Source organism: Amycolatopsis sp. NPDC089917 (assembly GCF_040684635.1).
Lineage (GTDB): Bacteria > Actinomycetota > Actinomycetes > Mycobacteriales > Pseudonocardiaceae > Amycolatopsis.
Map to the genome: position 1 here is coordinate 20,424 of NZ_JBFBGL010000018.1, position 23,747 is coordinate 44,170.

Here is a 23,747-nt window from a genome sequence, read left to right on the forward strand (position 1 = left end):
CATGACGCCCCGGGCCCCGCATTGCCGGGGAACGGGGCGTTCGTGTTTCCCGAGCTTTAGAACTGGAAGGTAAGCGGAACAGGCCATGCCCAAGCAGATCAGTTTCGACGAGGACGCTCGTCGCGCGCTCGAGCGCGGGGTGAACAAGCTCGCCGACGCGGTCAAGGTCACCCTCGGCCCGCGTGGTCGCCACGTCGTGCTCGACAAGAAGTTCGGTGGCCCGACCATCACCCTCGACGGCGTCACCGTCGCTCGCGAGATCGAGCTCGACGACCCGTTCGAGAACCTCGGCGCCCAGCTCGCCAAGAGCGTCGCCACCAAGACCAACGACGTCGCCGGTGACGGCACCACGACCGCGACCGTGCTCGCGCAGTCGCTGGTGAAGGTCGGCCTGCGCAACGTCGCCGCCGGTGCCAACCCGACCTCCGTCGGCCGTGGCATCGAGGCCGCCGCGGAGAAGGTCATCGCGGTCCTCAAGGAGAAGGCGACCCCGGTCAAGGGCCGCGACAACATCGCCCAGGTCGGCACCGTCACCTCGCGTGACGCGGCCATCGGCGCCCTGCTCGGCGAGGCCGTCGAGCGGGTCGGCGAAGACGGCGTCATCACGATCGAAGAGTCGTCCACGCTGGCGACCGAGCTCGTGATCACCGAGGGTGTGCAGTTCGACAAGGGTTTCCTGTCGGCGCACTTCGCGAGCAACCCGGAGGAGCAGAAGGCGATCCTCGAGGACGCCTACATCCTGCTCGTCCGCGAGAAGATCTCGGCTCTGGCCGACCTGCTCCCGGTGCTGGAGAAGGTCGTCGAGGCGAAGAAGCCGCTGCTGATCATCGCCGAGGACGTCGACGGTGAGGCGCTGTCGACCCTCGTCGTGAACTCGCTGCGCAAGACGATCACCGCCGTCGCGGTCAAGGCGCCGTTCTTCGGCGACCGCCGCAAGGCGTTCCTGGACGACCTCGCGGTCGTCACCGGTGGCGAGGTCATCTCGGCCGAGATCGGGCACAAGCTGTCCGAGACCACGCTCGCCCAGCTGGGCAACGCGCGCCGGATCGTCGTCACCAAGGACGACACCACGCTCGTCGACGGTGCCGGCACCAAGGACGACATCGCCGGGCGCGTTTCGCAGATCCGCAAGGAGATCGAGAACACCGACTCCGACTGGGACCGCGAGAAGCTGCAGGAGCGGCTGGCGAAGCTCGGCGGCGGTGTCGCCGTGATCAAGGTCGGCGCGGCCACCGAGACCGAGCTGAACGAGCGCAAGCACCGCATCGAGGACGCCGTGGCTTCGACCAAGGCGGCCGTCGAAGAGGGCATCCTGCCCGGCGGTGGCTCGGCGCTCGTGCACGCGGTCAAGGAGCTCGAAGGCGGCCTCGGCCTCGAGGGCGACGAAGCGACCGGTGTCCGCATCGTCCGCGACGCGCTGTCCGCCCCGCTGTTCTGGATCGCGACCAACGCGGGCCACGAGGGCGCGGTCATCGTGAACAAGGTCCAGGAGCAGAACTGGGGGCACGGCTTCAACGCCGCCACCGGTGAGCTCACCGACCTGCTGGCCGCCGGCATCGTCGACCCGGTCAAGGTGACCCGGTCCGCGGTGGCGAACGCCGCTTCCATCGCCCGGCTCGTGCTCACGACGGAGAGCTCCGTCGTCGAGAAGCCGGCCGAAGAGGAGCCCGCCGCGGCCGGTCACGGCCACGCGCACTAGTTCCACCCCCGAAGCGGGGCGGCACTCCACCCGGAGTGCCGCCCCGCTTTGCTGTCTCGGCTCTGCCCTGCAGGAGCGACTTTCGCGGGCTAATCGTGATCCGGGCGCTGGGGAGCGCGACCGCAGGGCCGAGCGACTTTCGCCCCCTAATCGCGATCCGGCGGTCGGGCCGGACAGATCGCGATCAGGGGGCTAAACAGAGGTCGGGAGGCCGGCGGGTGCCCAGGCCGGGCAGAGCGACTTTCGCGGGCTAATCGTGACGCGCGGCGGCGAGAGCAGGGGCGGAGCGGCGGGGCGTGGACGAGCGGAAGGGCGGCACCCCACCCGGATGCCGCCCTTCCGCGTCGCCCACTCGGCCGGATCAGCCGTTCGACATGCTTAATGTGCGCTTGTCCGCCTTGATGATGTGCTCGCGTTCCGATTCCGACAGCCCGCCCCAGATACCGTACGGCTCGTGTACGGCGAGCGCGTGGTTCCGGCACATGGCCAGCACCGGGCACGCCAGGCACACGGCTTTCGCCCTCGCCTCGCGGCGGGCTCTGGCCGGCCCGCGCTCGCCGTCAGGGTGAAAGAAGGACGCGCTGTCCATGCCCCGGCACGACCCTTCGAGCTGCCAGTCCCACACATCCGCGTTGGGTCCCGGGAGCCTGCGTGTGTCCGCCATCCTGACCGCCTCCGTCATCCGGTCGAAGCGTTTACCTGCTCTGCTGCGCTGCGGATACTCCATTCGGTGCAACGGCGGTAACGTTAGAAGCGCGCCAATACTTGTTCAAGAGATTCAAGACGATTCAGCCGTTAGGCATCCCCCGGATGTGTGAGCGGTACTTTCCGTTCCGGTTGCCCCCGTCCCGGGCTGCCTGGATATTGGGTCGAGTGGGATCTCGGATCAGCAGTGAAGAACCCACCCTGCCGGTGGCCTCGGTCGCACGCCGGCTCGGGGTCGCACCGTCCACCCTGCGCACCTGGGACCGCAGATACGGCGTAGGACCGAGCCGCCACACCAACGGCCGTCACCGCCGCTACGGCAGCTCCGACATCGGCCGCCTCGAACTGATGCAGCGCGCGTTGCTACGCGGCGCCTCGACGGCTGAAGCGGCGAAGTACGCCCTCGAACAGATGCCCCGGACGACCACGGAAATCCCGGACGCCTCCGTGGTCCAAGTGGACGAGCGGGCCGCCGCGCCGCCCGCAGAGGATCACGACGTCCCCTCCCGCCTCGCCAGGCGCTTGAGCACGGCCGCGCTCGCGATGGACTTCGGCGCGGTCCAGCGCATGCTCGCCGACACGATCCGCGAACTCGGCGTCCTGCCCGCCTGGACCGGTGTCGTGTCGCCGGTCCTGACCGCGCTGGGCGCCCGCTGGCGCGGCGTCAGCGCCGGCGCGGAGGTCGAGTACCTGCTCGCCGAATGCGTGTACGCCGCCCTCGTCCGCGCGACGCCGGTGCTCCGTGAACCGCGCAACCAACGGCCGGTCCTGCTGACCTGTGTCCCGGACGAGCGCGACAACCTGCCGATGTACGCGCTCGCCGCGGCGCTCGGCGGCCGCCGGATCGGCGCCCAGCTGTTCGGCGCCTCCCTGCCCGCCGAGGTGCTCGCGGTGACGGTCCGCCGCAGCGTCCCGGCGGCGGTGGTGCTGTGGTCCGGACGGCGGGCGACCGCGGACCCGCGCCTGTTCGCCAGGGTGTCCCGCGGCCGTCAGCGCAGCAGGCTGTTCGCCTGCGGGCCGGGCTGGGATCCCGCCACGCTCCCCGACAAGATCGAACTGCTCGGCGAATTGACGAGCGCCGCCGACCGGATCGAGCACGTTCTTGTCGGTGCGAGGCGATAGAAAGGACCGATGGAAGAGTCCTTGCGGTCCGCCGCGTTCGGTGACGGCCTGCCGCCGCCGAACTCCTTCGCGGTGCCCGCGTCACCTCGCGGACGGCTGATCGCCGCGATCGGGCTCGGCGCGCGCGGCCGGTACGCCGCGGCGGCCACCCTGCTGGCCGGTTTGCGCACGAGCAAGGACCCGGTGCTCGCGTCGCTGGCCGCGAGCACGCTGGCGTCGCATCGACGGCAGCTGGGCGGGCACGCGGCGGCCCTCGTCCTCGACGGCGAGGCGCTCGCGCGGGCGATCGCGGTGCCGCGAGGTGAGCCCGATCCGGACGGCCTGGACGCGGAGGGGGCGCGAGCCGACGCCTTCCTCGGTCTCGCGGCGGACAACCTCGGGCGCGGCAGGCTGACCGCCGCCCGGCGGTTGCTGGCGCGTGCGGAGGCGCATATCGGCAACTGGCGTAGCCGGACCAGGGCCGGTTGGGTGGGCGCGGAAATCGAACTGGCCGGTAACATTTCCGGGGCGGCGATCGCACCTGCGGAAATGGCGCTGGAAACGGCGCGTGCCCGCGGAGCTTGCCGACATGTCGTCAAATCGCAGCTGGTACTCGCCGTAGCCGTCGCGAATCGAAGTTCCGCTGACCGGAACCGGGCGAAAGCGCTGGTGGAGAGCGCGCGCGAAACGGCTGAAAAATACGAATTCAATTCACTTCTGTGGGTGGCGTGCCTGGTCGCGGCCGACTTCGAGGCGGGACACGCCGATGAGTATCGATTCAGAGGGTCCGAACTGTTGCACGCAGTGTTACGGCACGCAGATCCTTGCGGGAGGTGGCTCGCCCGGGAATCTCCGTGGGTCCCCCTCTGAGGGCGTCTAGCCTGTTGGAGGGCCCATTCCGGCAACCGGGCTAAGAAACTTCAAAAAAAGCCACCGGATCGTGTCAAGGTTCGGGCTAAAGCGTCCGATAGGGGAAGTGGAATGTCACCCGGCTGCAGGAAGGAAACCCCGTGACGACGGTCTTGATCTGCGACGACCGACGCAGTGTCCGCGAAGGGCTCACTCGAGTGATGTCCGCGGTCCCAGGGGTCAGTCGCATCGACTGCGTAGCGCACGGTGACGAGCTGCTGGCCCGGTACTCCCGTCAGCCGGTCGACGTCGTGCTGGTCGGTACCCAGCGCGCCGTCCCGACCGGCGTCGAAGCCACCCGGCGGCTCGTCTCGGCGAACCCCCAAGCGAACGTGATCGTGTTCGGTGCCCCGGACGACGCCGGCAGCATCGCCGCCGCCATCGCCGGCGGAGCCCGCGGCTACCTGCGCTGGGACGCCTCGCGTCCCGAGCTGGTCGCCGCACTGGCGCACACGCTCGCCAGCACCTCGGTGCCGGCGCCGCGGCAGCCGTCCGACCCCGGCGTCCAGCTCACCGAGCGCGAACTCCAGGTGCTCCGCGGGATGAGCCAGGGCAAGAGCAACGGACAGATCGGCCGCGAGCTGTACCTGTCCGAGGACACCGTGAAGACCCACGCGCGCCGCTTGTTCCGCAAGCTCGGAGTTCGGGACCGTGCCCAAGCGGTCGCCCACGGATTCCGCCGTGGACTTGTTTCCTGACAAGGCTTTCTTGATTTCGCTGCTGGGATCGCACGACGGGTGACGAACGGGCCGGGGGAGTACCCCTGGCCCGTACCTGTGTTTCCCGTCACGCTTCGTACTTTTCCGTTCACCGCTCGGGCACTCTTGCCCGAGCGCGTCCGCCTCCGGGCGGATCGCCGTACCCCGCTGCGTTCCCGCTCGTCGATGTTTCGACCATGAGCGAAGGGAACCGGCGAAGCCCCGGGTTTCAGCGTGCTCGCCGTGAAGGCGGCGCGCCGATGACGGCCGTCAGCGAAGGCGGCCCGCCCGAGCGGTACGGTAGCTGTCACCGGTAGTGGCATCCGAAGTCACACGCCGGACTCTTTGCACGCCTATACGTAACACTGGGACTGTTGTCTGCGATGGCCAATGTGGGGGACGGACTGGATGAGCCGGTCGCCGCTGCTGTTGAGGGTGATCCTCAAGCGGTCGAGCGGTTGCTGGCGGCCATCCGTCCTTTGGTAGTGCGGTACTGCCGCGCTCGGGTTGGCAGGCAGGAGCGTTCGTTCGCTTCCGCAGACGACGTTGCTCAGGAGGTGTGTCTCGCGGTGCTCACGGCATTGCCTTCGTACCGTGATCAGGGCCGCCCGTTCCTGGCCTTCGTCTACGGGATCGCCCAGCACAAGGTGGCCGACGCGCATCGCGCCGCGGCCCGCAACCGCGCCGAACCGGTCGCCGAAGTCCCCGACGAGGTCGAGGGCGGCGTCGGTCCCGAGCAGCGTGCCCTCCAGGGCGAGCTGAACGAGCGCATGTCCCAGCTGCTGCGAGTCCTGCCCGACAAACAGCGTGAAATCGTGGTCCTGCGCGTGGTCGTGGGATTGTCCGCCGAAGAGACGGCCGAGGCCGTGGGGTCCACCCCCGGCGCCGTCCGGGTGGCCCAGCATCGCGCCTTGGCGCGCCTACGTAAGGTTCTGGCCGCTGAGGAGGTGATCTGAGTGACCGACCGCGACCATCGGTTCTCCCCTGGGACCGATCGTGAACTGACGGCCTTCGAGAGAGGGCTGACGTCCTCCGAAGCCGAGTTCGCCGCTGATCTGTCGGCCGTTCAGGCCGATGACGCGCTGCTCGACGCCCTCGGTGGCTCGGATCCGAAGATGGCCGACGACCTCGGCGATCAGGAACTCAACGCGCTGCTGCTGGCCTGGCGGCGCGACATCGACAGCGAACCGCTCGCGGAGCTCGTCGACGTCGACACCGCCGTCGTCACCGTGAAGACCGCCGCGCTCGCCCGCAAACACGGGGGAAGACGTCGGCTGCTGGTCCCGGTGGCCGCCGCCGCGGCTGTCCTGGCCATCGCCTTCGCCGGTACCGGTCTCGCCGCGAAGGACGCGCAGCCTGGTGACACGCTCTGGGGCCTGACCAAGGTGCTTTACGCCGACCACGCCCGGTCGGTCGAGGCCGCAGCGGCGGCCAAACTCGATCTGGAGAAGGCCAACCTCGCGCTCGCCGGCGGGCGCCTCGACGACGCGCGCAAGGCGCTCGACGAGGCACAGGCCGCGCTGAGCCAGGTGACCGACGACGAGAACCGCGACCAGCTGTTCGAACAGCACCGCCAGCTGAGCGCTCAGCTGCAGAATCCCACGCAGCAGCCCCTGCCGCCGGATCAGCAGTCGCCCACGCAGACGCCGGTCGCGACGACCCCGCAGCCCACTCCGCAGCCGACGCCTCCGCCGACGTCGCTGCCCGGAGGCGGTAACCCCGGCACGAGCCTGCCGGGCACCACGACTCCTTCGCCGACCCCGCCGACCTCAAGCAGCCAACCGCCGCCGCCCACGACGTCGACGACGCCGCCGGCCTCGGGCAACGACCCCGGCGGCTCGCGCAACGAGCCGTCGCCGGGCGCGGGAGCGCAGGCTCCGGCCGTGGTCCAAGAGACGAATTAGTACCCCTGAACGCCGAAAGGGCCTGGTGAGAGAGATCTCACCAGGCCCTTTCGGCGTTCAGAGGACGAAACGCGCTCAGTACGCGCTCTCGTTGGCCGTGACACCGTCCGCGAAACCGCGGCAGTAGTCCCAGCTCACGTAGTCACCGGGGTTCGGATCGAACGCGGGCTCGTGCGGCCGCATGCGGCCGTCGGCGAGCAGCTGCTCGAGACTGGCGCGCAGCAGATGCCAGTCGTGGTAGTGGGGTTCGTCGCATTCACCGCAGTCGACCACGATTCCCCGTACCCCGCGCGGTTCGAGAAGCGCCTGGTAGACGGCGAGATCTGAGAGGTCGGCCAGCAACTCGGTGCGCTCTTCGTCGCTGATCGGCTCGTCGAGCCGGTCGGCGTCGTCGATGAACGCGCGGGCCGGGTCGTCCGGGTCATCCGCGAACGGGTCTGGGGGCAACGCATCTTGCGGCACGCCTGCACGCTACCGGGCGCACACCCGGGCCGGGCGGCCGCCCGGCCCGGATATCATGAGGGGCAGGCCCCCGCCGTGCGCCACCAGCCCGCGGCGGTTCCCATTTATCACCGCTAGGAAGGCCCTTCGCCTGCTATGACCAGCGACAGCGTCACCTCCCCCGTCCCGAGCAAGTTCGCCATGCTCGGGCTGACCTTCGACGACGTGCTGCTGCTGCCTGCCGAGTCCGACGTGGTGCCCAGTGCGGTCAGCACCCGCACCCGGCTCTCCCGCAACGTCACCCTGAACATCCCGCTGGTCTCCGCCGCCATGGACACGGTCACCGAAGGCCGGATGGCGATCGCCATGGCGCGCCAGGGCGGGATGGGCGTGCTGCAGCGCAACCTGCCGATCGACGACCAGGCGGCCGCCGTCGAGGTCGTGAAGCGTTCCGAAGCGGGCATGGTGACCGACCCGGTCACGTGCTCGCCCGAGGACACCCTCGCCGAGGTCGACGCCCTGTGCGCGCGGTTCCGGATCTCCGGTGTGCCGGTGACCGACGCCGCCGGGTCGCTGGTGGGCATCATCACCAACCGCGACATGCGGTTCGAGGTCGACCACACCCGTGCGGTGCACGAGGTGATGACGAAGCCGCCGCTGGTCACCGCGCAGGTCGGGGTCACCGCGGAGGCCGCGCTCGGGCTGCTGCGCCGCCACAAGATCGAGAAGCTGCCGATCGTCGACGGCGCGGGCAAACTGCGCGGGCTGATCACGGTCAAGGACTTCGTCAAGACCGAGCAGTACCCCAACGCCTCCAAGGACACCAACGGACGGCTGATCGTCGGTGCCGCCGTCGGCGTCGGGCCGGACGGGCACAAGCGCGCGATGGCGCTGGCCGACGCCGGGGTCGACGTGCTGATGGTCGACACCGCGCACGGGCACTCGCGTGCCGTCGTCGAGACCGTCGCGCTGCTGAAGAAGGAACTGGGCGAGACCGTCGACATCGTCGGCGGCAACGTCGCGACCCGGGCCGGCGCGCAGGCGCTGGTGGAGGCGGGTGCGGACGGGATCAAGGTCGGCGTCGGCCCTGGTTCCATCTGCACCACCCGCATCGTCGCCGGGGTCGGCGTCCCGCAGATCTCCGCGATCTACGAGGCCGACCAGGCGGCTCGCCCGGCCGGGATCCCGGTCATCGGCGACGGCGGCATCCAGTACTCGGGCGACATCGCGAAGGCGATCGCGTCCGGCGCGTCCACGGTGATGCTCGGCAGCCTGCTCGCGGGCACCGCCGAATCGCCCGGCGACCTGATCCTTGTCAACGGCAAGCAGTTCAAGACTTACCGCGGCATGGGCTCGCTGGGCGCCATGCAGTCGCGCGGCGAGGCGAAGTCCTACTCGAAGGACCGCTACGCGCAGGACGACGTGCTGAGCGAGGACAAGCTGGTCCCGGAGGGCATCGAGGGGCGGATCCCGTTCCGCGGGCCGCTCGCGAACGTCGTCCACCAGCTGGTGGGCGGGCTGCGGTCCGGGATGGGCTACGCGGGCGCGTCGACGATCCCCGAGCTGCAGGAGGCGCAGCTGGTGCGGATCACCGCCGCGGGGCTCAAGGAGAGCCACCCGCACGACATCACGATGACCGTCGAGGCGCCGAACTACACCACCCGTTAGTCCGCCCTTTAGGACACTTACCCATCCGGTTCCGTTCCCGGGAGACTTGGCCCGCTGATCAAGTCTCCTGGGAGGAACAGATGTCTCTCACGTCGCGCAGGACCGCGCTGGCCGTCTTCGCCGCCGCGGCCCTCGGGCTCGGTGGCGGGGTCGCGGCTTCGGCCGTCCCCACCGCCACCGCCGCGCCTGCCGCGCCTCAGTCCGTCGAGGCCGCCGCCTTCCAGACGTCGCCGGGTGAGCTGTGGAAGCGCACCGAGCTGTACTTCGGCACGACCAAGCCGGGCGGCGGGGAGCTGACCGACGCCGAGTTCGCCGCGTTCACCGACAAGGTCGTCACGCCGCGGTTCCCGGACGGGTTCACCGAGCTGACCGGACGCGGCCAGTGGCGCGGTTCGGACGGGGTGATCTCGCGGGAGAAGTCGAAGGTGATCGTCGTCGTGTACCCGTTCAGCGACCGCGACGCGAACCGTGAGATCGAAGAGATCCGTACCGACTACAAGAAGGCGTTCGCCCAGGAATCCGTCCTCCGGACCGACTCCGTGGAGAAGGTCTCCTTCTGACCCACCAGCCCCACGCGCCCCACCCGCGCGACTTTAGCCCCCTAATCGTGAAACGGGTGGGGCGAGTGGGGCTGGTGTGACTTCGGGCCCGGTTCGGGAGCCCCGTCGCAGGTCACCCACGCGGCCTAGCGACAATGGGGTGTAACGGTCGTCGGTGAGAAGGGACTTGACGTGCGGGATCTGGTCGAGATCGGCATGGGCCGCACCGCGCGGCGGGCGTATGACCTCGATGACGTGGAGATCGTGCCGTCGCGGCGCACCCGGTCGTCTTCGGTCGTGTCCACCGCGTGGCAGATCGACGCGTACCGGTTCGAGTTGCCGCTGGTCACGCACCCCACCGACGCGATCGTGTCGCCGGGAACCGCGGTGGCCGTCGGCGAGCTCGGCGGGCTGGGCGTGCTCAACGCCGAAGGGCTCTGGGCCCGGCACCCGAACGTCGAGGAGGCGATCTTCCGCCTCGTCCGGGCCGCGGAGGACACCGAGGACCCGACCGCGATCGTGCGTGAGCTGCAGGAACTGCACTCCGCCCCGATCCGGCTGGACCTGCTGACCGAGGCGATCAAGACCGTCCGCGAGTCCGGCGTCACCGTGGCCGCGCGGGTCAGCCCGCAGCACGCCGCAGAGCTCACGCCGGACCTGCTGGCGGCGGGCGTCGAGATCCTCGTCGTGCAGGGCACGATCATCTCCGCGGAGCACGTCCAGCGCGACGCCGAGCCTCTGGACCTGAAGGACTTCATCGGGCGTCTCGACGTTCCGGTGATCGCGGGCGGCGTCAGTGACTACCGCACCGCGATGCACCTGATGCGCACCGGCGCGGCCGGCGTCATCGTCGGGCACGGCGCGAGCCGTGGCGTGACGAGCACCGACAGCGTGCTCGGGATCGGGACGCCGATGGCGACCGCGATCGTCGATGCCGCCGCCGCGCGGCGTGACTACCTCGACGAGACCGGCGGCCGGTACGTGCACGTGCTCGCCGACGGCGGGATGAGCGTGTCCGGCGACATCGCCAAGGCCATCGCCTGCGGTGCCGACGCGGTCATGCTGGGCGCGCCGCTGGCCGCCGCCTCCGAGGCGCCGGGGCAGGGGCTGTACTGGACGTCGGCGGCCGCGCACCCGTCGCTGCCGCGTTCGCGCGTGGCCCTGGGGCCGGACTACGCCGTCGACCTCAAGACGCTGCTCTTCGGGCCGTCCTCGGACGCTGAGGGCGTCGTGAACCTCTTCGGCGCGCTTCGCCGCGCGATGGCGAAGACGGGCTACTCGGACCTCAAGGAGTTCCAGCGGGTGGGCCTGACCGTCCGCCGCTGACGCTCGCTTCCCGGCCCGGATCGCGTTTAGCCTGCTAAACGCGATCCGGGCCGCTTTGCGTTCAGGAGCCCCAGGCGTCCCTCCTGTTTCGCGTTTAGCCCGCTAAAGTCGCACGGCTGCCTTGGCGGCGCGGTCGATTTCGGCCCGCCGGGCCTCCCAGAAGGCAGCGTCCTTGCCGGGCACCTCGACGGTGCCGTCCAGGTGCTCCCGCAGGATGTCGGCGTGCCCGGCGTGCCGGTTGGTCTCGGTCAGGATGTGGACCAGGACGTTGAACAGCTTCACGTGGGGACGCGGCCACCACGGCACATGGCCGGGCGAGTCGACGGCGAGGGCGGAGATGGTCGCGTCGGAGTGCTCCCAGACCCGCTGATAGAAGCCGATGATCTCCTCGCGCGACTCGTGCTCGGTCGCCCACAGGTCGGCGCCGCGTTCGGGGATGGCCTCGGGGAACGGCCGGTCGAAGACCTCGCCGAAGTACCGGGCCTCCCAGGTCGCCAGGTGCTTGACCAGGCCGAGCAGGTTGGTTCCTGTCGAGGTCAGGGGACGGCGGATGTCGTACTCGGGCAGCCCGTCGAGCTTCCGGAGCATCGCTTCGCGGATCTCTCGCAGGTCACTGTGCAGGTATTCCTTCGCGAAATCGTCGATCACCAGTCCGAGCATGCCCGAGCCGGAAGGTAACCAGCGAGTAACTTACCTCTGGTCAGAAAGGGTGGCCGGGGTTACAGTCGAGGGTGTGACTGCCAGTAACACCACCACTGAAGACGACTTCGACTACGACGTGATCGTCGTCGGTTCCGGGTTCGGCGGCAGTGTCGCTGCCCTGCGCCTGACGGAGAAGGGTTATCGCGTCGCCGTCATCGAGGCGGGCCGCCGCTTCGCCGACGACGAGTTCGCGAAGACGTCCTGGGACCTTCGCCGCTATGTCTGGGCGCCCCAGGTCGGCTGCTACGGCATCCAGCGCATCCACATGCTCAAGGACGTCATGGTGCTCGCCGGCGCGGGCGTCGGCGGCGGCTCGCTGGTCTACGCGAACACGCTGTACCGCCCGCTGAAGCCCTTCTACGTCGACCCGCAGTGGTCCCACATCACCGACTGGGAGTCCGAACTCGGCCCGCACTACGACCAGGCCAGCCGCATGCTGGGCGTCGTCACCAACCCCAGCGTCACGCCGTCCGACGTCGTGATGAAGGGCGTCGCGGCGGACATGGGCGTCCCGGAGTCGTACCACCCGACGCCGGTCGGCGTGTACTTCGGCAAGCCGGGGGAACGCACCGAGGACCCGTACTTCGGCGGCGCGGGCCCGGCGCGCACCGGCTGCACCGAATGCGGCGCCTGTATGACCGGCTGCCGCGTCGGCGCCAAGAACACGCTGGTCAAGAACTACTTGTACCTCGCGGAGAAGGACGGCGCGAAGGTCATCCCCCTCACCACCGTGAGCGCGATCAGCCCGCGAAACGCAGGTGGGTACGAGGTGAGCATCCGGAAGACCGGGACCACCTCGCGGAAGTTCCGGCACAAGCTCACCGCCGCACAGGTGGTGCTCGCCGCCGGGACCTGGGGCACGCAGAACCTGCTCCACAGCATGCGCGACACCGCCAAGCTGCCGAAGCTCTCGCCGCGTCTCGGCGAGCTGACCCGCACCAACTCCGAGGCCATCATCGGTGCCGCCCGCACGTCGGTCGACGAGGAACGGAACTTCAGCCGCGGCGTCGCGATCACGTCGTCGATCCACCCCGACGACAACACGCACATCGAGCCCGTCCGCTACGGCAAGGGCAGCAACGCGATGAGCCTGCTCCAGACCATCGCGACCGAAGGCGATTCGGCGGTCCCGCGCTGGCGCCAGGCCGTGAACTTCATGGTCAAGCACCCGGTCCAGACGGTCCGCCTGCTCAACGGCTACCGCTGGAGCGAGCGCACGGTGATCCTGCTGGTGATGCAGAGCCTCGACAACTCCATCACCACCTACACCAAGCCCGGTCTCTTCGGCCGCCGCAAGTACACCTCCAAACAGGGCCATGGCGAGCCGAACCCCAGCTTCATCCCCGCCGGGCACGAGGCCAACCTCCGCACCGCCGACCGCATCGGCGGGATGGCGGGCGGCACGTGGGGCGAGATCTTCGACATCCCGCTGACGGCGCACTTCATCGGCGGCGCCCCGATCGGGACGGCGCCCGCCAACGGCGTGATCGACCCGTACCACCGGGTCTTCAACTATCCGGGCCTGTCCATTGTGGATGGCTCGGCGATCACGGCGAACCTCGGCGTGAACCCCTCGCTGACCATCACCGCGCAGGCCGAGCGAGCGTTCTCGCTGTGGCCCAACAAGGGCGAAAAGGACAATCGGCCGCCGCAGGACTCGGCGTACGCGCGCTTGGAGCCGATCGCGCCGAAGAATCCCGCGGTTCCGGCGGACGCGCCGGCGGCACTTCGGCGCTAAATTGAGCATGTGACAGCCGCCGAACGCGCCCACGCCCTGCTCGAACGCGTCCGCACCCTGCACGACGAATGGGAGCGCCTGGTGCGCGGGCTCGACGAGACCGCCGTTCGCGGTCCGAGCGGGCTGCCGGGCTGGACGCGGGCCCATCTGCTGTCCCATCTCGCGCGCAACGCGGACGGCCTCGTCAACCTGCTGACCTGGGCGAAAACGGGTGTCGAGACGCCGATGTACGCCGGAGAGGCGGCCAGGGACGGCGATATCGAAAAGGGCGCGTACCGATCCGCCGAGGAGATCGCCGAGGACGTCGCCGGTTCGGCGGCACGGCTGGTCGAGATCGCGTCGAGCCTGCCGGACGACGCGTGGTCGGTCCGGGTGCGCGCCCGGCAAGGCAGGGAGATCCCGGCGGAGTTCGTGCTCTGGCTCCGCCTCTCGGAAACCTCGATCCACCTCGCCGATCTCGACCTCGGCTACGACTTCGCCCGGGTCGCCGACCTGCTCGGCGACGAGTTCGACGTCGTCGTCGGCAACGCCATCGGCATGTACGGCGGCGACCTGCCCGCCGTGCTCCTGGTCGCCGCCGAGCCGAACGGGTACCGGCACGAGTGGCGGCTCGGGGAAGGTGAGCCGGTGACGCTGACCGGCACCCGCGGTGAAGTGCTGAAATGGGTGACCGGCCGTGGTGACGGATCCACTTTGGACGGCGACGTACCGCCGCTCCCGCAGTGGCTCTGACCGTGACTCGGCCGGGTGATCATGGGCAACCTCGCCGTGACCCGCACGTCTTCACAAGTATGAAGCTGGGGCGAAGGAACTTTCTCAAGCTCGCCGGTGCGACCGCGGTGGGGGCGGCCGCGACGGCGTGCTCCACCACGCCTCCCGCGCAAGCGCCCACGTCTTCTCCCGGCACGTCATTGCCGCAGAGCAGCAGTGTCGCGCCGCCGTCCGGTCCGCCGGACTGGGCCGCGTTGCGGAACAAGGTTTCGTTGCTCCTGCCGGGGGATTCGGGCTACGACAACGCCAAACGCGTGTTCAACCCCGCTTTCGACGGGCTCAAGCCCGCCGCGATCGCGAAATGTGCCAAGCCGGAAGACGTGCAGGCCGCGGTCGAAGCGGCGGCGAGGCGGGTCCCGATCGCCGCTCGCAGCGGTGGCCACAGCTATGCCGGCTACTCGGTTCCCGACGGCGGCTTGATGATCGACCTCGGCGGAATGTCCTCAGTGGACGTTCAGGGAGACCAGGTCGTGATCGGCGCGGGCGCGAAGCTGAAGGACGTCTACGCCAAACTCGGTGGCGCGGGACGTTGCCTGCCGGCGGGGTCCTGTCCTAGTGTCGGGATCGCCGGGCTGACCCTCGGCGGCGGTATCGGTGTCCTCGCCCGCAAATACGGACTCACCTGCGATCACTTGGTGTCCGCGCAGGTCGTCACCGCGGACGGGAAGCTCCGGACCGCGTCCGCGGATTCCGAACCGGACTTGTTCTGGGCGTTGCGCGGCGGTGGCGGCGGCAACTTCGGTGTCGTCACCTCGTTCACTTTCCGAACGGACCCGTCGCCATCGGTCGTTTCCGTGTTCTCCCTGCGCTTCCCGGCGGGCAGTGCGAACGATGTCCTCGCCGAATGGCAGCGGTGGCTGCCCGAAGCTCCGCCGGAGCTGTGGGCGAACGTCGTGTTGTCGGGTGGATCTCCTGTCGGTGCGCGGATTTCCGGCTGCTACGTCGGGGATTCCGCTTCGCTCGCCAAGGTGCTGGACAAGCTGACCGCCAAGGTGAACGGAACGCGGACGGTGAAGCAGCTCGACTATCTCGGCGCCATGAAGTACTTCTCCGGCAGTGAAAGCCGACAGTCCTTTGTGGCCTCATCGCGAATCCTCGGCGAACCGGCGGATCCCGCGAAGCTGACGTCGATCCTCGACGGCAGGCGCGGCATGGACCTCCTGGTCGACGGTCTCGGCGGCGCCGTCGCCGAAGTCGCGCCGGACGCCACCGCTTTCTGGCACCGGAAGGCGATCGGCAGCGTGCAGATCTACAGCCAGGCGGATACGCGAAATCGTTCCGCCGCGACGAATTCCGTCGCGGAGGTGGTGTCGGGGATCGGGCTGGGCGGGGGCTACGTCAACTACATCGACCCCGCCCTGCCCGACTGGATGACGGCCTACTACGGCGACAACGCCACCCGGCTCAAGCAGGTGGCGAAGACCTACGACCCGGACAAGGTGTTCGGGTTCGCGCAGGCCGTCACCCCGGCTTAGAGGTCGATGCCGGTGAAGACGGTGACGCGTTCTTCGGTGAGGTCGTTCATCGCGGCGAGGACACCTTCGCGTCCGGCTCCCGATCCTTTGACGCCGCCGTAAGGCATTTGGTCCGCGCGATAGGACGGGACGTCGCCGATGATCACGCCGCCGACTTCGAGTTCGGTCGACGCGTAGAAGGCGAGATGTACGTCGCGGGTGAACACCCCGGCCTGCAGGCCGTACGCGGATTCGTTGACCGAAGCGAAAGCCTCGTCGACACCATCCACAATGGACACCGCGAGCACCGGGCCGAAGATCTCCTTGGACCAGGCCTTTGTGGACGGTGGGACGTCGGTGAGCACGGTCGGCTCCACCGTCGCGCCGTCCCGTTTCCCGCCGGTGAGGATCTTCGCGCCCGCGGCGACGGCTTCGTCGATCCAAGCCACGATCCGCTCCGCGGCGGCTTCGTCGACGACCGGTCCGACGTCGGTGTTCTTGTCGTAGGGGTCACCGGTTTGCTGTGACTGCACGGCTTCCACCAAGGCGGGCACGAATTCTTCGGCGACCTCGCTTTCGACGATGACCCGCTGCACGGCGATGCAGGACTGCCCGGCCTGGTAGTTGCCGAAGGTCGCGATGCGGTGCGCCGCGCCTTCGGGATCCGGCCAATCGCGGAGCACGACCGCGGCCGCGTTGCCGCCGAGTTCGAGCACGACGTGCTTGCGCGGCGCGGCGTCCGCGATCGACCAGCCGACCGGACCCGAACCGGTGAACGACACGACCGGCAGACGCGGGTCCGCGACCAGCGCCGAGGTCTCCTCGTTGCCGAGCGGCAGCACGGAGAACGCGCCTTCCGGCAGGTCCGTCTCGGCCAGGATCTCGCCGAGGATCAAAGCGGCCAACGGCGTGCGCGGCGCGGGTTTGACGATGATCGGCGCGCCGACCGCGAGCGACGGCGCGACCTTGTGCGCCACCAGGTTCAGCGGGAAGTTGAACGGCGCGATGCCCAGCACCGGGCCGCGCGGGATGCGACGCGTGAGGGCCAGCCTGCCCTCGCCGGCGGGGTCGGTGTCGAGGCGCTGCAGGTCGCCGCTGAACCGGCGGGCCTCCTCGGCGGCGATCCGGAACACCGACACCGCGCGCCGCACCTCGGCGTCGGCCCACTTGAGCGGCTTGCCGTTCTCGGCGGTGATGACCTCGGCGATCTCCTCGGCCCGGCCGGCGATGACCCGCGAAACGTGGTCGAGCGCCGCGGCGCGGCTGTGCGCCGAGGACCGCCGGAACTCCTTCGCGACACTCGCCGCCGCGCTCACCGCTCGTTCGACCTGCTCCGGGCCGGGCACCGCGACGGTCGCGACTTCGCTCCCGTCGTAGGGGTGATGCACGGTGAGCGTCGAAGCGCCCTGCTCAGGGCGGCCGGCGATCCAGGCGGGACGCGGCTCCGGGGTGATCATGTCCATGGATGACAAGGTATTCCAGTCAGGGCTTGACGAGCACCTTGAGAGCTTCGCGATCCGCCATCGCGCGGTAACCGTCGGGGACCTCTTCGAGCCCGATGGTCCGGTCGAACACCTTGCCCGGCTGATACCGGCCCTCGACGACGTCGTCGAGCAGCTCGGGGATGTAGTGGCGGGCGGGCGCGACCCCGCCGGTGACGGTGATGTTGCGGCGGAAGAGCGACGGGCCGATCGGGCCCTCGGCGTACTGCGGCAAGCCGACGCGGCTGACCGTGCCGCCGGGACGGACCGCGCCGACGCCCATCTCGAAGGCGGGCTTCGTGCCGACGCATTCGAGGACGGTGTGCGTGCCTTCGCCGTTCGTCAGCTCTCGCACCTTCTCGATGCCTTCGTCGCCGCGCTCGGCCACGACGTCGGTCGCGCCGAACTCGCGGCCGAGGTCGGTGCGGGTCTGGTGCCGTCCCATCAGGATGATGCGCTCGGCGCCGAGTCGCTTCGCGGCGAGGACCGCGGAGAGGCCGACGGCGCCGTCGCCGATGACGGTGACCGTGGTGCGTTCGTTCACGCCCGCCTTGACCGCGGCGTGGTGGCCGGTCGGGAAGACGTCGGAGAGCGTGAGGAGCGAGGCGAGCAGGTCGTCGTCCTCGGTGTGGGGGAGTTTCACCAGGGTGCCGTCGGCCTGCGGGACGCGGACGGCCTCGCCCTGGCCGGCGTCGACGCCCTTCGCGCCCCAGTGGCCGCCGTGCAGGCAGGAGGTGTGGAGGCCTTCGCGGCAGAACTGGCAGGTGTTGTCGGAGTAGACGAAGGGCGCGACGACGAGGTCCCCGGCCTTGAGCGTGGTGACGTCGGCGCCGACGGCCTCGACGGTGCCGAGGAATTCGTGACCGATCCGGGCGCCGCGGTCGCGCGCGGGCATGCTGCCGTACGGCCAGAGGTCGCTGCCGCAGATGCAGGCGCGGACGACGCGGAGGAGGGCGTCGGTGGGCTCGCTCAGCTTCGGGTCCGGGACGGTCTCGACGCGTACGTCGCCGGCGCCGTAGATGACAGTCGCTCGCAAGACGGGGTCCTTTCCTGGGCTGGCCCCAGTATGGGCGCGTCGAGTTTCGCGGGCTAATCGCGACGCGGGCCGGGGATCGAGTTTCGCGGGCTAATCTCGATGCGCGTGGAGGTCCCGCAGGAGGAGGACCTCGGCGCCGTGGTGGATGGCCTCCCGGTTGATGTGCAGGACGAGCGTGACGAGCGGGTACTCGGCGTACGGGCCTTCGGCCTCGCCGCAGGGCCGTACGAGGCCCTCGGCGGTCAGGCCGCGGACACCGTCACGCCAGCGCGCGTACGCGTCGTCGAGCTGGTCCAGCGCTTCCTTGGCGGAGGCCGCGTACGGGAAGGTCTGATAGTCGAGGGGCGGGCCGCCGAAGTGCGACGCGTTCCGCATCCCGAAGACGCCGACGATGATGTGGGCGAGGCGCCAGGCGATCGTCGTCACCGGCGGTGGGGACGGCTCCGGATACGCCCAGTCGATCATGAGCTTGCCGGTCTCGTCCGGCCGGATCGTCCAGCAGTCCTCGGCGGGTTCCCAGAAGTATTCGTCGTCGCCAAGGGTGTCCAGCCGTGACCGGAGGTGGTGCGTCCAGTGCCAGTCGAGCTGTTCGGAGAGTTCCTTGCTCCAGTCGATGCCCATGCCTTCGGACGGTAGGCCGCGTCGCGGTCATCCGCTGTCCTGAATCGTGAGGGGGTTGGCGGCGGAGTGACCGGGCCCACCTGGGACGATGGTGGGGAAGCGTACTGCTCTGATCTGGAGGTTTCAGGTGCCCAGTCCCACCGGTCCGGTACTCGTCGTGGACTTCGGGGCGCAGTACGCGCAACTGATCGCGCGCCGCGTGCGCGAGGCGCAGGTGTACTCCGAGGTCGTCCCGCACACCGCCACCGCCGAGGACATCCTCGCCAAGGACCCCGCCGCGATCATTCTTTCCGGTGGTCCTTCCAGCGTGTACGCGGAGAACGCCCCCGCCCTGGCCCCCGGCCTTGTCGACGCGGGCGTGCCGATCCTCGGGATCTGCTACGGCCACCAGGTGCTCGCGCAGGCCCTCGGCGGCACGGTCGAGCCGACCGGGATCCGCGAGTTCGGCCGCACCGAGGTCCGCGTCGCCGGTGAGGGCGGTGTCCTGCACGCCGGTCTCCCGAGCACCCAGCCCGCCTGGATGAGCCACAACGACAGCGTCACCAAGGCCCCTGAAGGCGCCACTGTGACCGCGTCGAGCGACGGTGCCGCCGTCGCCGGGTTCGAAGACGTCGAGCGCCGCTTTGCCGGCGTCCAGTACCACCCCGAGGTGCACCACTCGCCGCACGGCCAGGAGGTGCTCCGCCGCTTCCTGCACGACATCGCGGGCATCAAGCCGCAGTGGACGACGTCGTCCATCGTCGACGACCAGGTCAAGCGCATCGCCGAGCAGGTCGGCGACGGCCGTGCGATCTGCGGACTCTCCGGCGGCGTGGACTCGGCGGTGGCTGCCGCGCTCGTGCAGCGCGCCATCGGTGACCGGCTGACCTGCGTGTTCGTCGACCACGGTCTGCTGCGCTCCGGCGAGCGCACCCAGGTCGAACGCGACTTCGTCGCCGCGACCGGGGTCAACCTGGTGACGGTCGACGCGCGTGACCGGTTCCTCGACGCGCTGGCCGGGGTCACCGACCCCGAGGAGAAGCGCAAGATCATCGGCCGCGAGTTCATCCGCGTGTTCGAGCAGGCCGAGCGCGACCTCAAGGCCGAGGGCGACTACAAGTTCCTGGTCCAGGGCACGCTGTACCCGGACGTCGTCGAGTCCGGCGGCGGCGAGGGCGCGGCGAACATCAAGAGCCACCACAACGTCGGCGGGCTGCCCGACGACCTGCAGTTCGAGCTCGTCGAGCCGCTGCGCCTGCTGTTCAAGGACGAGGTGCGGCGCGTCGGGCTGGAACTCGGACTGCCGGAGACGATCGTGCAGCGGCAGCCGTTCCCCGGGCCGGGTCTCGGCATCCGGATCATCGGCGCCGTCGACGCCGAGCGGCTCGAGACGCTGCGTGCGGCCGACGCCATCGCGCGCGAGGAGCTCACCGCGGCCGGGCTGGACGGCGAGATCTGGCAGTGCCCGGTGGTGCTGCTGGCCGACGTCCGGAGCGTGGGCGTCCAGGGCGACGGGCGGACCTACGGGCACCCGATCGTGCTGCGGCCGGTGTCGTCCGAGGACGCGATGACCGCGGACTGGACGCGGCTGCCCTACGAGGTGCTGGAGAAGATCTCGACCCGCATCACCAATGAGGTCGCCGAGGTGAACCGGGTGGTCCTGGACGTCACGTCCAAGCCGCCGGGCACCATCGAGTGGGAGTGACCGGCTGCCGCCCGGACTCGACTTTCGTCCCCTAATCGCGATCCGGCGCCGCCAGGTCCCCGGGCGACCGGGATCGCGTTTAGCGGGCTAATCGCGATCCGGCGGCCCGGGCACCTGCGCGAGCCCGTTTCGACTTTAGCGGGCTAATCGCGATCTGGTGGTCCGTGGGCACCTGGGTGACCGGATCGCGATTAGGGGGCGAAAGTCGAAACGGGGCCGGGGTGGGAGCAAGGCGAAGGCCCCGGCGAGGGGCCGGGGCCTTCGGAGTGGGGTGGATCGTGGGCGGGCCGCTAGCGGCGGCTCTTGCGCAGCGAGGCGGCGAGAAGCAGGACACCGACGAAGATCGCCCCGCCCGCCATGACCCACCGGAAGTCGAACCGCGGAAGCCATGAGGCACCGTCCGAGAGGACGTAACCCGACACCAGCAGCGTCGCGATCCCGACGAACAGGGTGATGAGGTCCACCCCGCGCTTCGCCGCCTGAGCCGCCTGGGTCTGCGTGCTGTCGTAGTTGTCGTAGTCGTACTCAGCCACGACGCACCTCCACGTTCCCGACACCGTTCTTGACCTTCAGAGTGATCTTCTGCCCGCTGTCGCCGGGCGAGGTGAAGTCGATCGTGTCCTCGCCGACCCCGGAGCGCGACTGGCCGAGGCAGTCGACGTCTCCTGCTCCCGTCTCGCAGGAGACCTTTACCTCGGCACCCGCCGGCACGAGCACCGTCGAGTTGCCCGCCCCGGAGGTGACCTTCGTGGTCACCGCCGCTCCCGCGGGCAGCTTGGTCAGGTCGAGGTTGATGTCCCCCGCCGAGCGGTGGTACTCCGGCAGCACCTCGGACACCTGGGTCGGCGTGCCCTGCAGGTCCCCGAGACCGCCCTTGACGGAGAAGTTCTCGAACGGGACCGTCGTCAGCGCCATTCCGGCGATCGCCAGCGGCACCGCCAGGCCGATCAGCCCGCGACCGCCGCGCACGAACGAACCGGCCACCAGCCCGATCCCGACCACGGCCAGGGTGAGCCCGATGACGTGCGGCAGGGTGAACCACGGCTCACCGTCCAGGCCCATCACGGTGCCGACCCCGCCGACCAGCACGGCGAACCCGAAGGTCGCGGCGCCGATCTTCGACTTGCGACGACGGGGCATCGGCGGCGCCGGAGGCGGCGGAGGGGTCTGCGGCGGCAGACCACCGGACGGCGAAGCGTTCGGCAAGTCCCAAGCGGACGGATCGGCCGCGAGCGGGTCCCAGCCGCTCTCGGTCGCCGTCGAGGCGGTGGCCGCGGACGCCATCGAGAACGCGGCGGCCGGCTGAGCCGGGGTCGGCATAACCGGCCGGTTGTACTGCCCGCGGTTGCGGTGCAGCAGGTACAGCGCGACGGCCATCAGCGCGAAACCGATCAGCCCGGTGCCGTCACCCATCCAGCCGCCGCTGAAGGTCCAGGTGATACCGGGGAACAGCAGGATCAGCAGCAGTACCGCGAACGCCGGTGAGCTCGACGCGCGGCCCCGGCCGATCAGGCCCTCGAACGCGGATACCTGGTCGCCTTCCTGCGGCAGGAACAGCCAGCCCAGCAGGTAGACGAAGACGCCGAACCCGCCGAACACGGTCGCGGCGACCAGCGCGACGCGGACCACGGTCGGGTCGATGCCGTACCGGTAGCCGAGCCCCGCCGCGACACCGGCGAACTTGCGGCCCGCCACCGGGCGGACCGGCCTGCTCCGCCAGAAATCCTTGACGGTCTCTTCGAAGCCGGCCGCCGGGCCGCGCTTCGGAACGTGTGTCTCACTCCCACTCATGCCACAAAGAATGCGCCCCGATGTTCCCTCGCCACATCCGGGAACGTCCCTGAGGTTTCCCCCAGCGGGAAGAGTCAGGGGTTTCCCCGATGGATCAGTACCGGACTCCGTGTGACCATGGAGAACGTGCAGGAATCCGCCCCCAACGACCTCGCCGACCAGGTGAAGCCGACGATCATCGAGCGCCCTCCGGCGCCCGTTCCCGGCAGCCTGTCCCCGGCACCGTTCGAGCCACCCAAGATGTACCGCCGCCGCTCCGGCCGCGCCATCGCGGGTGTCGCCGGCGGCCTCGCCGACCACCTCGGCGTCAAGGTGCTTTGGGTCCGGACCGCGTTCGCGTTGCTGGCCGCGCTGAACGGCGCCGGCCTGCTCGCGTACGGCCTGCTCTGGGTCTTCGTCCAGCAGCAGTCCGGTGAGGTCGAGCCGGAGAAATCCGCGCCGAAGGAGAAGCAGCAGGCATTCGGCCTCATGGCGTTGGGCGTCGGTCTCGCCGTCGCCAGCGGCACGCTGACCGGCCTGATCAGCGGCTGGGTCGCCATCCCGCTGGCGTTGGCGATGATCGGTGCGGCCGTCGTCTGGCGGGAGGCCGACGAGTCACAGCGACGTCGCTGGCGAGTCAGCGCCAAGGGCGGTGTCGCCACGGCGTTCCTCGGCGGCGGGGGCTGGTCGGCCGCGATCCGCGTGGTCGCCGGCGTCGCGCTCGTGATGACCGGCATCGGCGTGGTCGTCCTGGAGAGCGGCAGCATCGATCAGGTCAAGTTCGCGCTGGTCGCCGTGATCGCGACGCTGATCGGGGTGGCCGTGCTCACCGTCCCGTTCTGGCTGCGCCTGGTCCGCGACCTGTCCGACGAGCGCATGGCCCGTATCCGCACCGACGAACGCGCCGAGATCGCCGCGCACCTGCACGACTCGGTACTGCAGACCCTCGCGCTGATCCAGAAGCAGGCGGAATCGCCGCGGGAGGTCGCCAGGCTCGCGCGCGGGCAGGAACGCGAACTGCGCGGCTGGCTGTACGGGCCGTCGGGGTACGGCAAGAGCAAGAAGAGCGAGGAGGAGGCCGTCAGCGGGCAGCTGTCGGAGGTACTCGCGGCCGCGTGCGGCGAGGTCGAGGACGCGTTCGCGATCTCGGTGCAGCAGGTCGTCGTGGGGGAGGCGACGCTGAACGAGCCGCTGACCGCGCTGGTCCAGGCGGCGCGCGAAGCGATCGTCAACGCCGCCAAGCACGCGGGTGTCGACGAGGTCAGCGTGTACGCCGAGGTCGAGCCGACGGCGGTGACGGTTTTCGTGCGGGACAGGGGCAAGGGGTTCGACCCCGATGTCGTGCCGAGCGACCGGCACGGTCTCGCCGACTCCATCCGGGGGCGGATGGAACGGCACGGCGGGAAGCTCAAACTGCGTACCGCACCGGGGGAAGGAACCGAGGTCCAGCTGGAGATGCCGGTCAAGGCGGGGAAGGGCGCGGCGTGAGGTCGCTATGCT

General features: G+C 69.8%; 22 protein-coding genes. 14 read left to right on the forward strand and 8 right to left on the reverse strand.

Annotated features, from left to right (window positions below; translation table 11 throughout):
* Nucleotides 1-85 precede the first annotated feature (85 nt).
* A complete protein-coding gene (gene groL / locus AB0N89_RS15570; protein ID WP_364204840.1) occupies nt 86-1,699 on the forward strand; it encodes a chaperonin GroEL in 1,614 nt (537 codons plus the stop codon).
* Between the two features lie 361 nt (nt 1,700-2,060).
* On the opposite strand, the gene AB0N89_RS15575 is transcribed toward groL, so the two are convergent.
* Nucleotides 2,061-2,363, reverse strand: a complete 303-nt coding sequence (locus tag AB0N89_RS15575) for a WhiB family transcriptional regulator (RefSeq protein WP_037335869.1) — start codon at nt 2,361-2,363, stop codon at nt 2,061-2,063.
* A gap of 209 nt (nt 2,364-2,572) precedes the next feature.
* Between AB0N89_RS15575 and AB0N89_RS15580 the strand changes: the two genes are divergently transcribed.
* The 5 genes from AB0N89_RS15580 (at nt 2,573) to AB0N89_RS15600 (ending at nt 7,016) form a co-directional block, all read left to right on the forward strand.
* Nucleotides 2,573-3,526, forward strand: a complete 954-nt coding sequence (locus tag AB0N89_RS15580) for a MerR family transcriptional regulator (protein WP_364204842.1) — start codon at nt 2,573-2,575, stop codon at nt 3,524-3,526.
* 9 nt (nt 3,527-3,535) lie between these two features.
* Nucleotides 3,536-4,375: a hypothetical protein gene (locus AB0N89_RS15585; RefSeq protein ID WP_364204843.1), complete on the forward strand. Its 840-nt coding sequence runs from the start codon at nt 3,536-3,538 to the stop codon at nt 4,373-4,375.
* Nucleotides 4,376-4,515: 140 nt separating this feature from the next.
* Nucleotides 4,516-5,112, forward strand: a complete 597-nt coding sequence (locus AB0N89_RS15590; RefSeq protein ID WP_003073605.1) for a response regulator transcription factor — start codon at nt 4,516-4,518, stop codon at nt 5,110-5,112.
* Nucleotides 5,113-5,495: 383 nt separating this feature from the next.
* Nucleotides 5,496-6,068, forward strand: a complete 573-nt coding sequence (locus AB0N89_RS15595) for a sigma-70 family RNA polymerase sigma factor (protein WP_026467317.1) — start codon at nt 5,496-5,498, stop codon at nt 6,066-6,068.
* Nucleotides 6,069-7,016, forward strand: a complete 948-nt coding sequence (locus tag AB0N89_RS15600; RefSeq protein ID WP_364204845.1) for an anti-sigma-D factor RsdA — start codon at nt 6,069-6,071, stop codon at nt 7,014-7,016.
* A gap of 75 nt (nt 7,017-7,091) precedes the next feature.
* On the opposite strand, the gene AB0N89_RS15605 is transcribed toward AB0N89_RS15600, so the two are convergent.
* Nucleotides 7,092-7,478, reverse strand: coding sequence for a DUF5319 domain-containing protein (locus AB0N89_RS15605; RefSeq protein WP_005166667.1), 387 nt, complete (start codon nt 7,476-7,478; stop codon nt 7,092-7,094).
* A gap of 135 nt (nt 7,479-7,613) precedes the next feature.
* Between AB0N89_RS15605 and guaB the strand changes: the two genes are divergently transcribed.
* From guaB to AB0N89_RS15620, 3 genes are all read left to right on the forward strand, one after another.
* A complete protein-coding gene (guaB, locus tag AB0N89_RS15610) occupies nt 7,614-9,125 on the forward strand; it encodes an IMP dehydrogenase (protein WP_364204848.1) in 1,512 nt (503 codons plus the stop codon).
* 80 nt (nt 9,126-9,205) lie between these two features.
* On the forward strand, nt 9,206-9,685 hold the full coding sequence (locus AB0N89_RS15615; RefSeq protein WP_364204849.1) for a DUF3574 domain-containing protein: 480 nt from the start codon (nt 9,206-9,208) through the stop codon (nt 9,683-9,685).
* A gap of 171 nt (nt 9,686-9,856) precedes the next feature.
* A complete protein-coding gene (locus AB0N89_RS15620; RefSeq protein ID WP_005166670.1) occupies nt 9,857-10,990 on the forward strand; it encodes a GuaB3 family IMP dehydrogenase-related protein in 1,134 nt (377 codons plus the stop codon).
* A 102-nt stretch (nt 10,991-11,092) separates the two neighbouring features.
* Here AB0N89_RS15620 and AB0N89_RS15625 read toward each other — a convergent pair whose 3' ends face one another.
* A complete protein-coding gene (locus AB0N89_RS15625) occupies nt 11,093-11,650 on the reverse strand; it encodes a DinB family protein (RefSeq protein WP_364204851.1) in 558 nt (185 codons plus the stop codon).
* A 73-nt stretch (nt 11,651-11,723) separates the two neighbouring features.
* Here AB0N89_RS15625 and AB0N89_RS15630 point away from each other — a divergent pair, with 73 nt between their 5' ends.
* From AB0N89_RS15630 to AB0N89_RS15640, 3 genes are read left to right on the forward strand one after another with little or no spacing between them, the layout of a single operon-like run.
* Nucleotides 11,724-13,430, forward strand: a complete 1,707-nt coding sequence (locus tag AB0N89_RS15630) for a GMC family oxidoreductase (protein WP_364204853.1) — start codon at nt 11,724-11,726, stop codon at nt 13,428-13,430.
* A 9-nt stretch (nt 13,431-13,439) separates the two neighbouring features.
* Nucleotides 13,440-14,162 (forward strand): maleylpyruvate isomerase N-terminal domain-containing protein, encoded by a 723-nt coding sequence (locus tag AB0N89_RS15635; RefSeq protein ID WP_364204855.1) that lies wholly within the window; start codon nt 13,440-13,442, stop codon nt 14,160-14,162.
* 59 nt (nt 14,163-14,221) lie between these two features.
* On the forward strand, nt 14,222-15,676 hold the full coding sequence (locus AB0N89_RS15640) for an FAD-binding oxidoreductase (protein ID WP_364204857.1): 1,455 nt from the start codon (nt 14,222-14,224) through the stop codon (nt 15,674-15,676).
* Here AB0N89_RS15640 and AB0N89_RS15645 read toward each other — a convergent pair.
* From AB0N89_RS15645 to AB0N89_RS15655, 3 genes are all read right to left on the reverse strand, one after another.
* A complete protein-coding gene (locus AB0N89_RS15645; RefSeq protein ID WP_364204859.1) occupies nt 15,673-17,118 on the reverse strand; it encodes an aldehyde dehydrogenase family protein in 1,446 nt (481 codons plus the stop codon). The two genes, AB0N89_RS15640 and AB0N89_RS15645, sit on opposite strands and share 4 nt — an antisense overlap.
* Before the next feature lie 19 nt (nt 17,119-17,137).
* The gene (locus tag AB0N89_RS15650; protein WP_364204861.1) at nt 17,138-18,172 is read right to left on the reverse strand and encodes a zinc-dependent alcohol dehydrogenase family protein; all 1,035 of its coding nucleotides are present in this window, start codon (nt 18,170-18,172) and stop codon (nt 17,138-17,140) included.
* A gap of 90 nt (nt 18,173-18,262) precedes the next feature.
* Entirely contained in the window at nt 18,263-18,793 is a 531-nt protein-coding gene (locus AB0N89_RS15655) for a DinB family protein (protein WP_364204862.1), read from the reverse strand.
* 127 nt (nt 18,794-18,920) lie between these two features.
* Between AB0N89_RS15655 and guaA the strand changes: the two genes are divergently transcribed.
* A complete protein-coding gene (gene guaA / locus AB0N89_RS15660; RefSeq protein WP_364204864.1) occupies nt 18,921-20,477 on the forward strand; it encodes a glutamine-hydrolyzing GMP synthase in 1,557 nt (518 codons plus the stop codon).
* A gap of 290 nt (nt 20,478-20,767) precedes the next feature.
* Here guaA and AB0N89_RS15665 read toward each other — a convergent pair whose 3' ends face one another.
* Nucleotides 20,768-21,010 carry a hypothetical protein gene (locus AB0N89_RS15665; RefSeq protein WP_364204866.1) on the reverse strand — a complete coding sequence of 81 codons (243 nt, stop codon included), beginning with the start codon at nt 21,008-21,010 and terminating at the stop codon, nt 20,768-20,770.
* Entirely contained in the window at nt 21,003-22,268 is a 1,266-nt protein-coding gene (locus tag AB0N89_RS15670) for a PspC domain-containing protein (RefSeq protein ID WP_364204867.1), read from the reverse strand. The genes AB0N89_RS15665 and AB0N89_RS15670 overlap by 8 nt, the downstream gene beginning before the upstream one ends.
* Before the next feature lie 111 nt (nt 22,269-22,379).
* On the opposite strand from AB0N89_RS15670, the gene AB0N89_RS15675 reads away from it, so the two are divergent.
* Entirely contained in the window at nt 22,380-23,735 is a 1,356-nt protein-coding gene (locus AB0N89_RS15675) for a PspC domain-containing protein (protein ID WP_364204869.1), read from the forward strand.
* Nucleotides 23,736-23,747 lie beyond the last annotated feature (12 nt).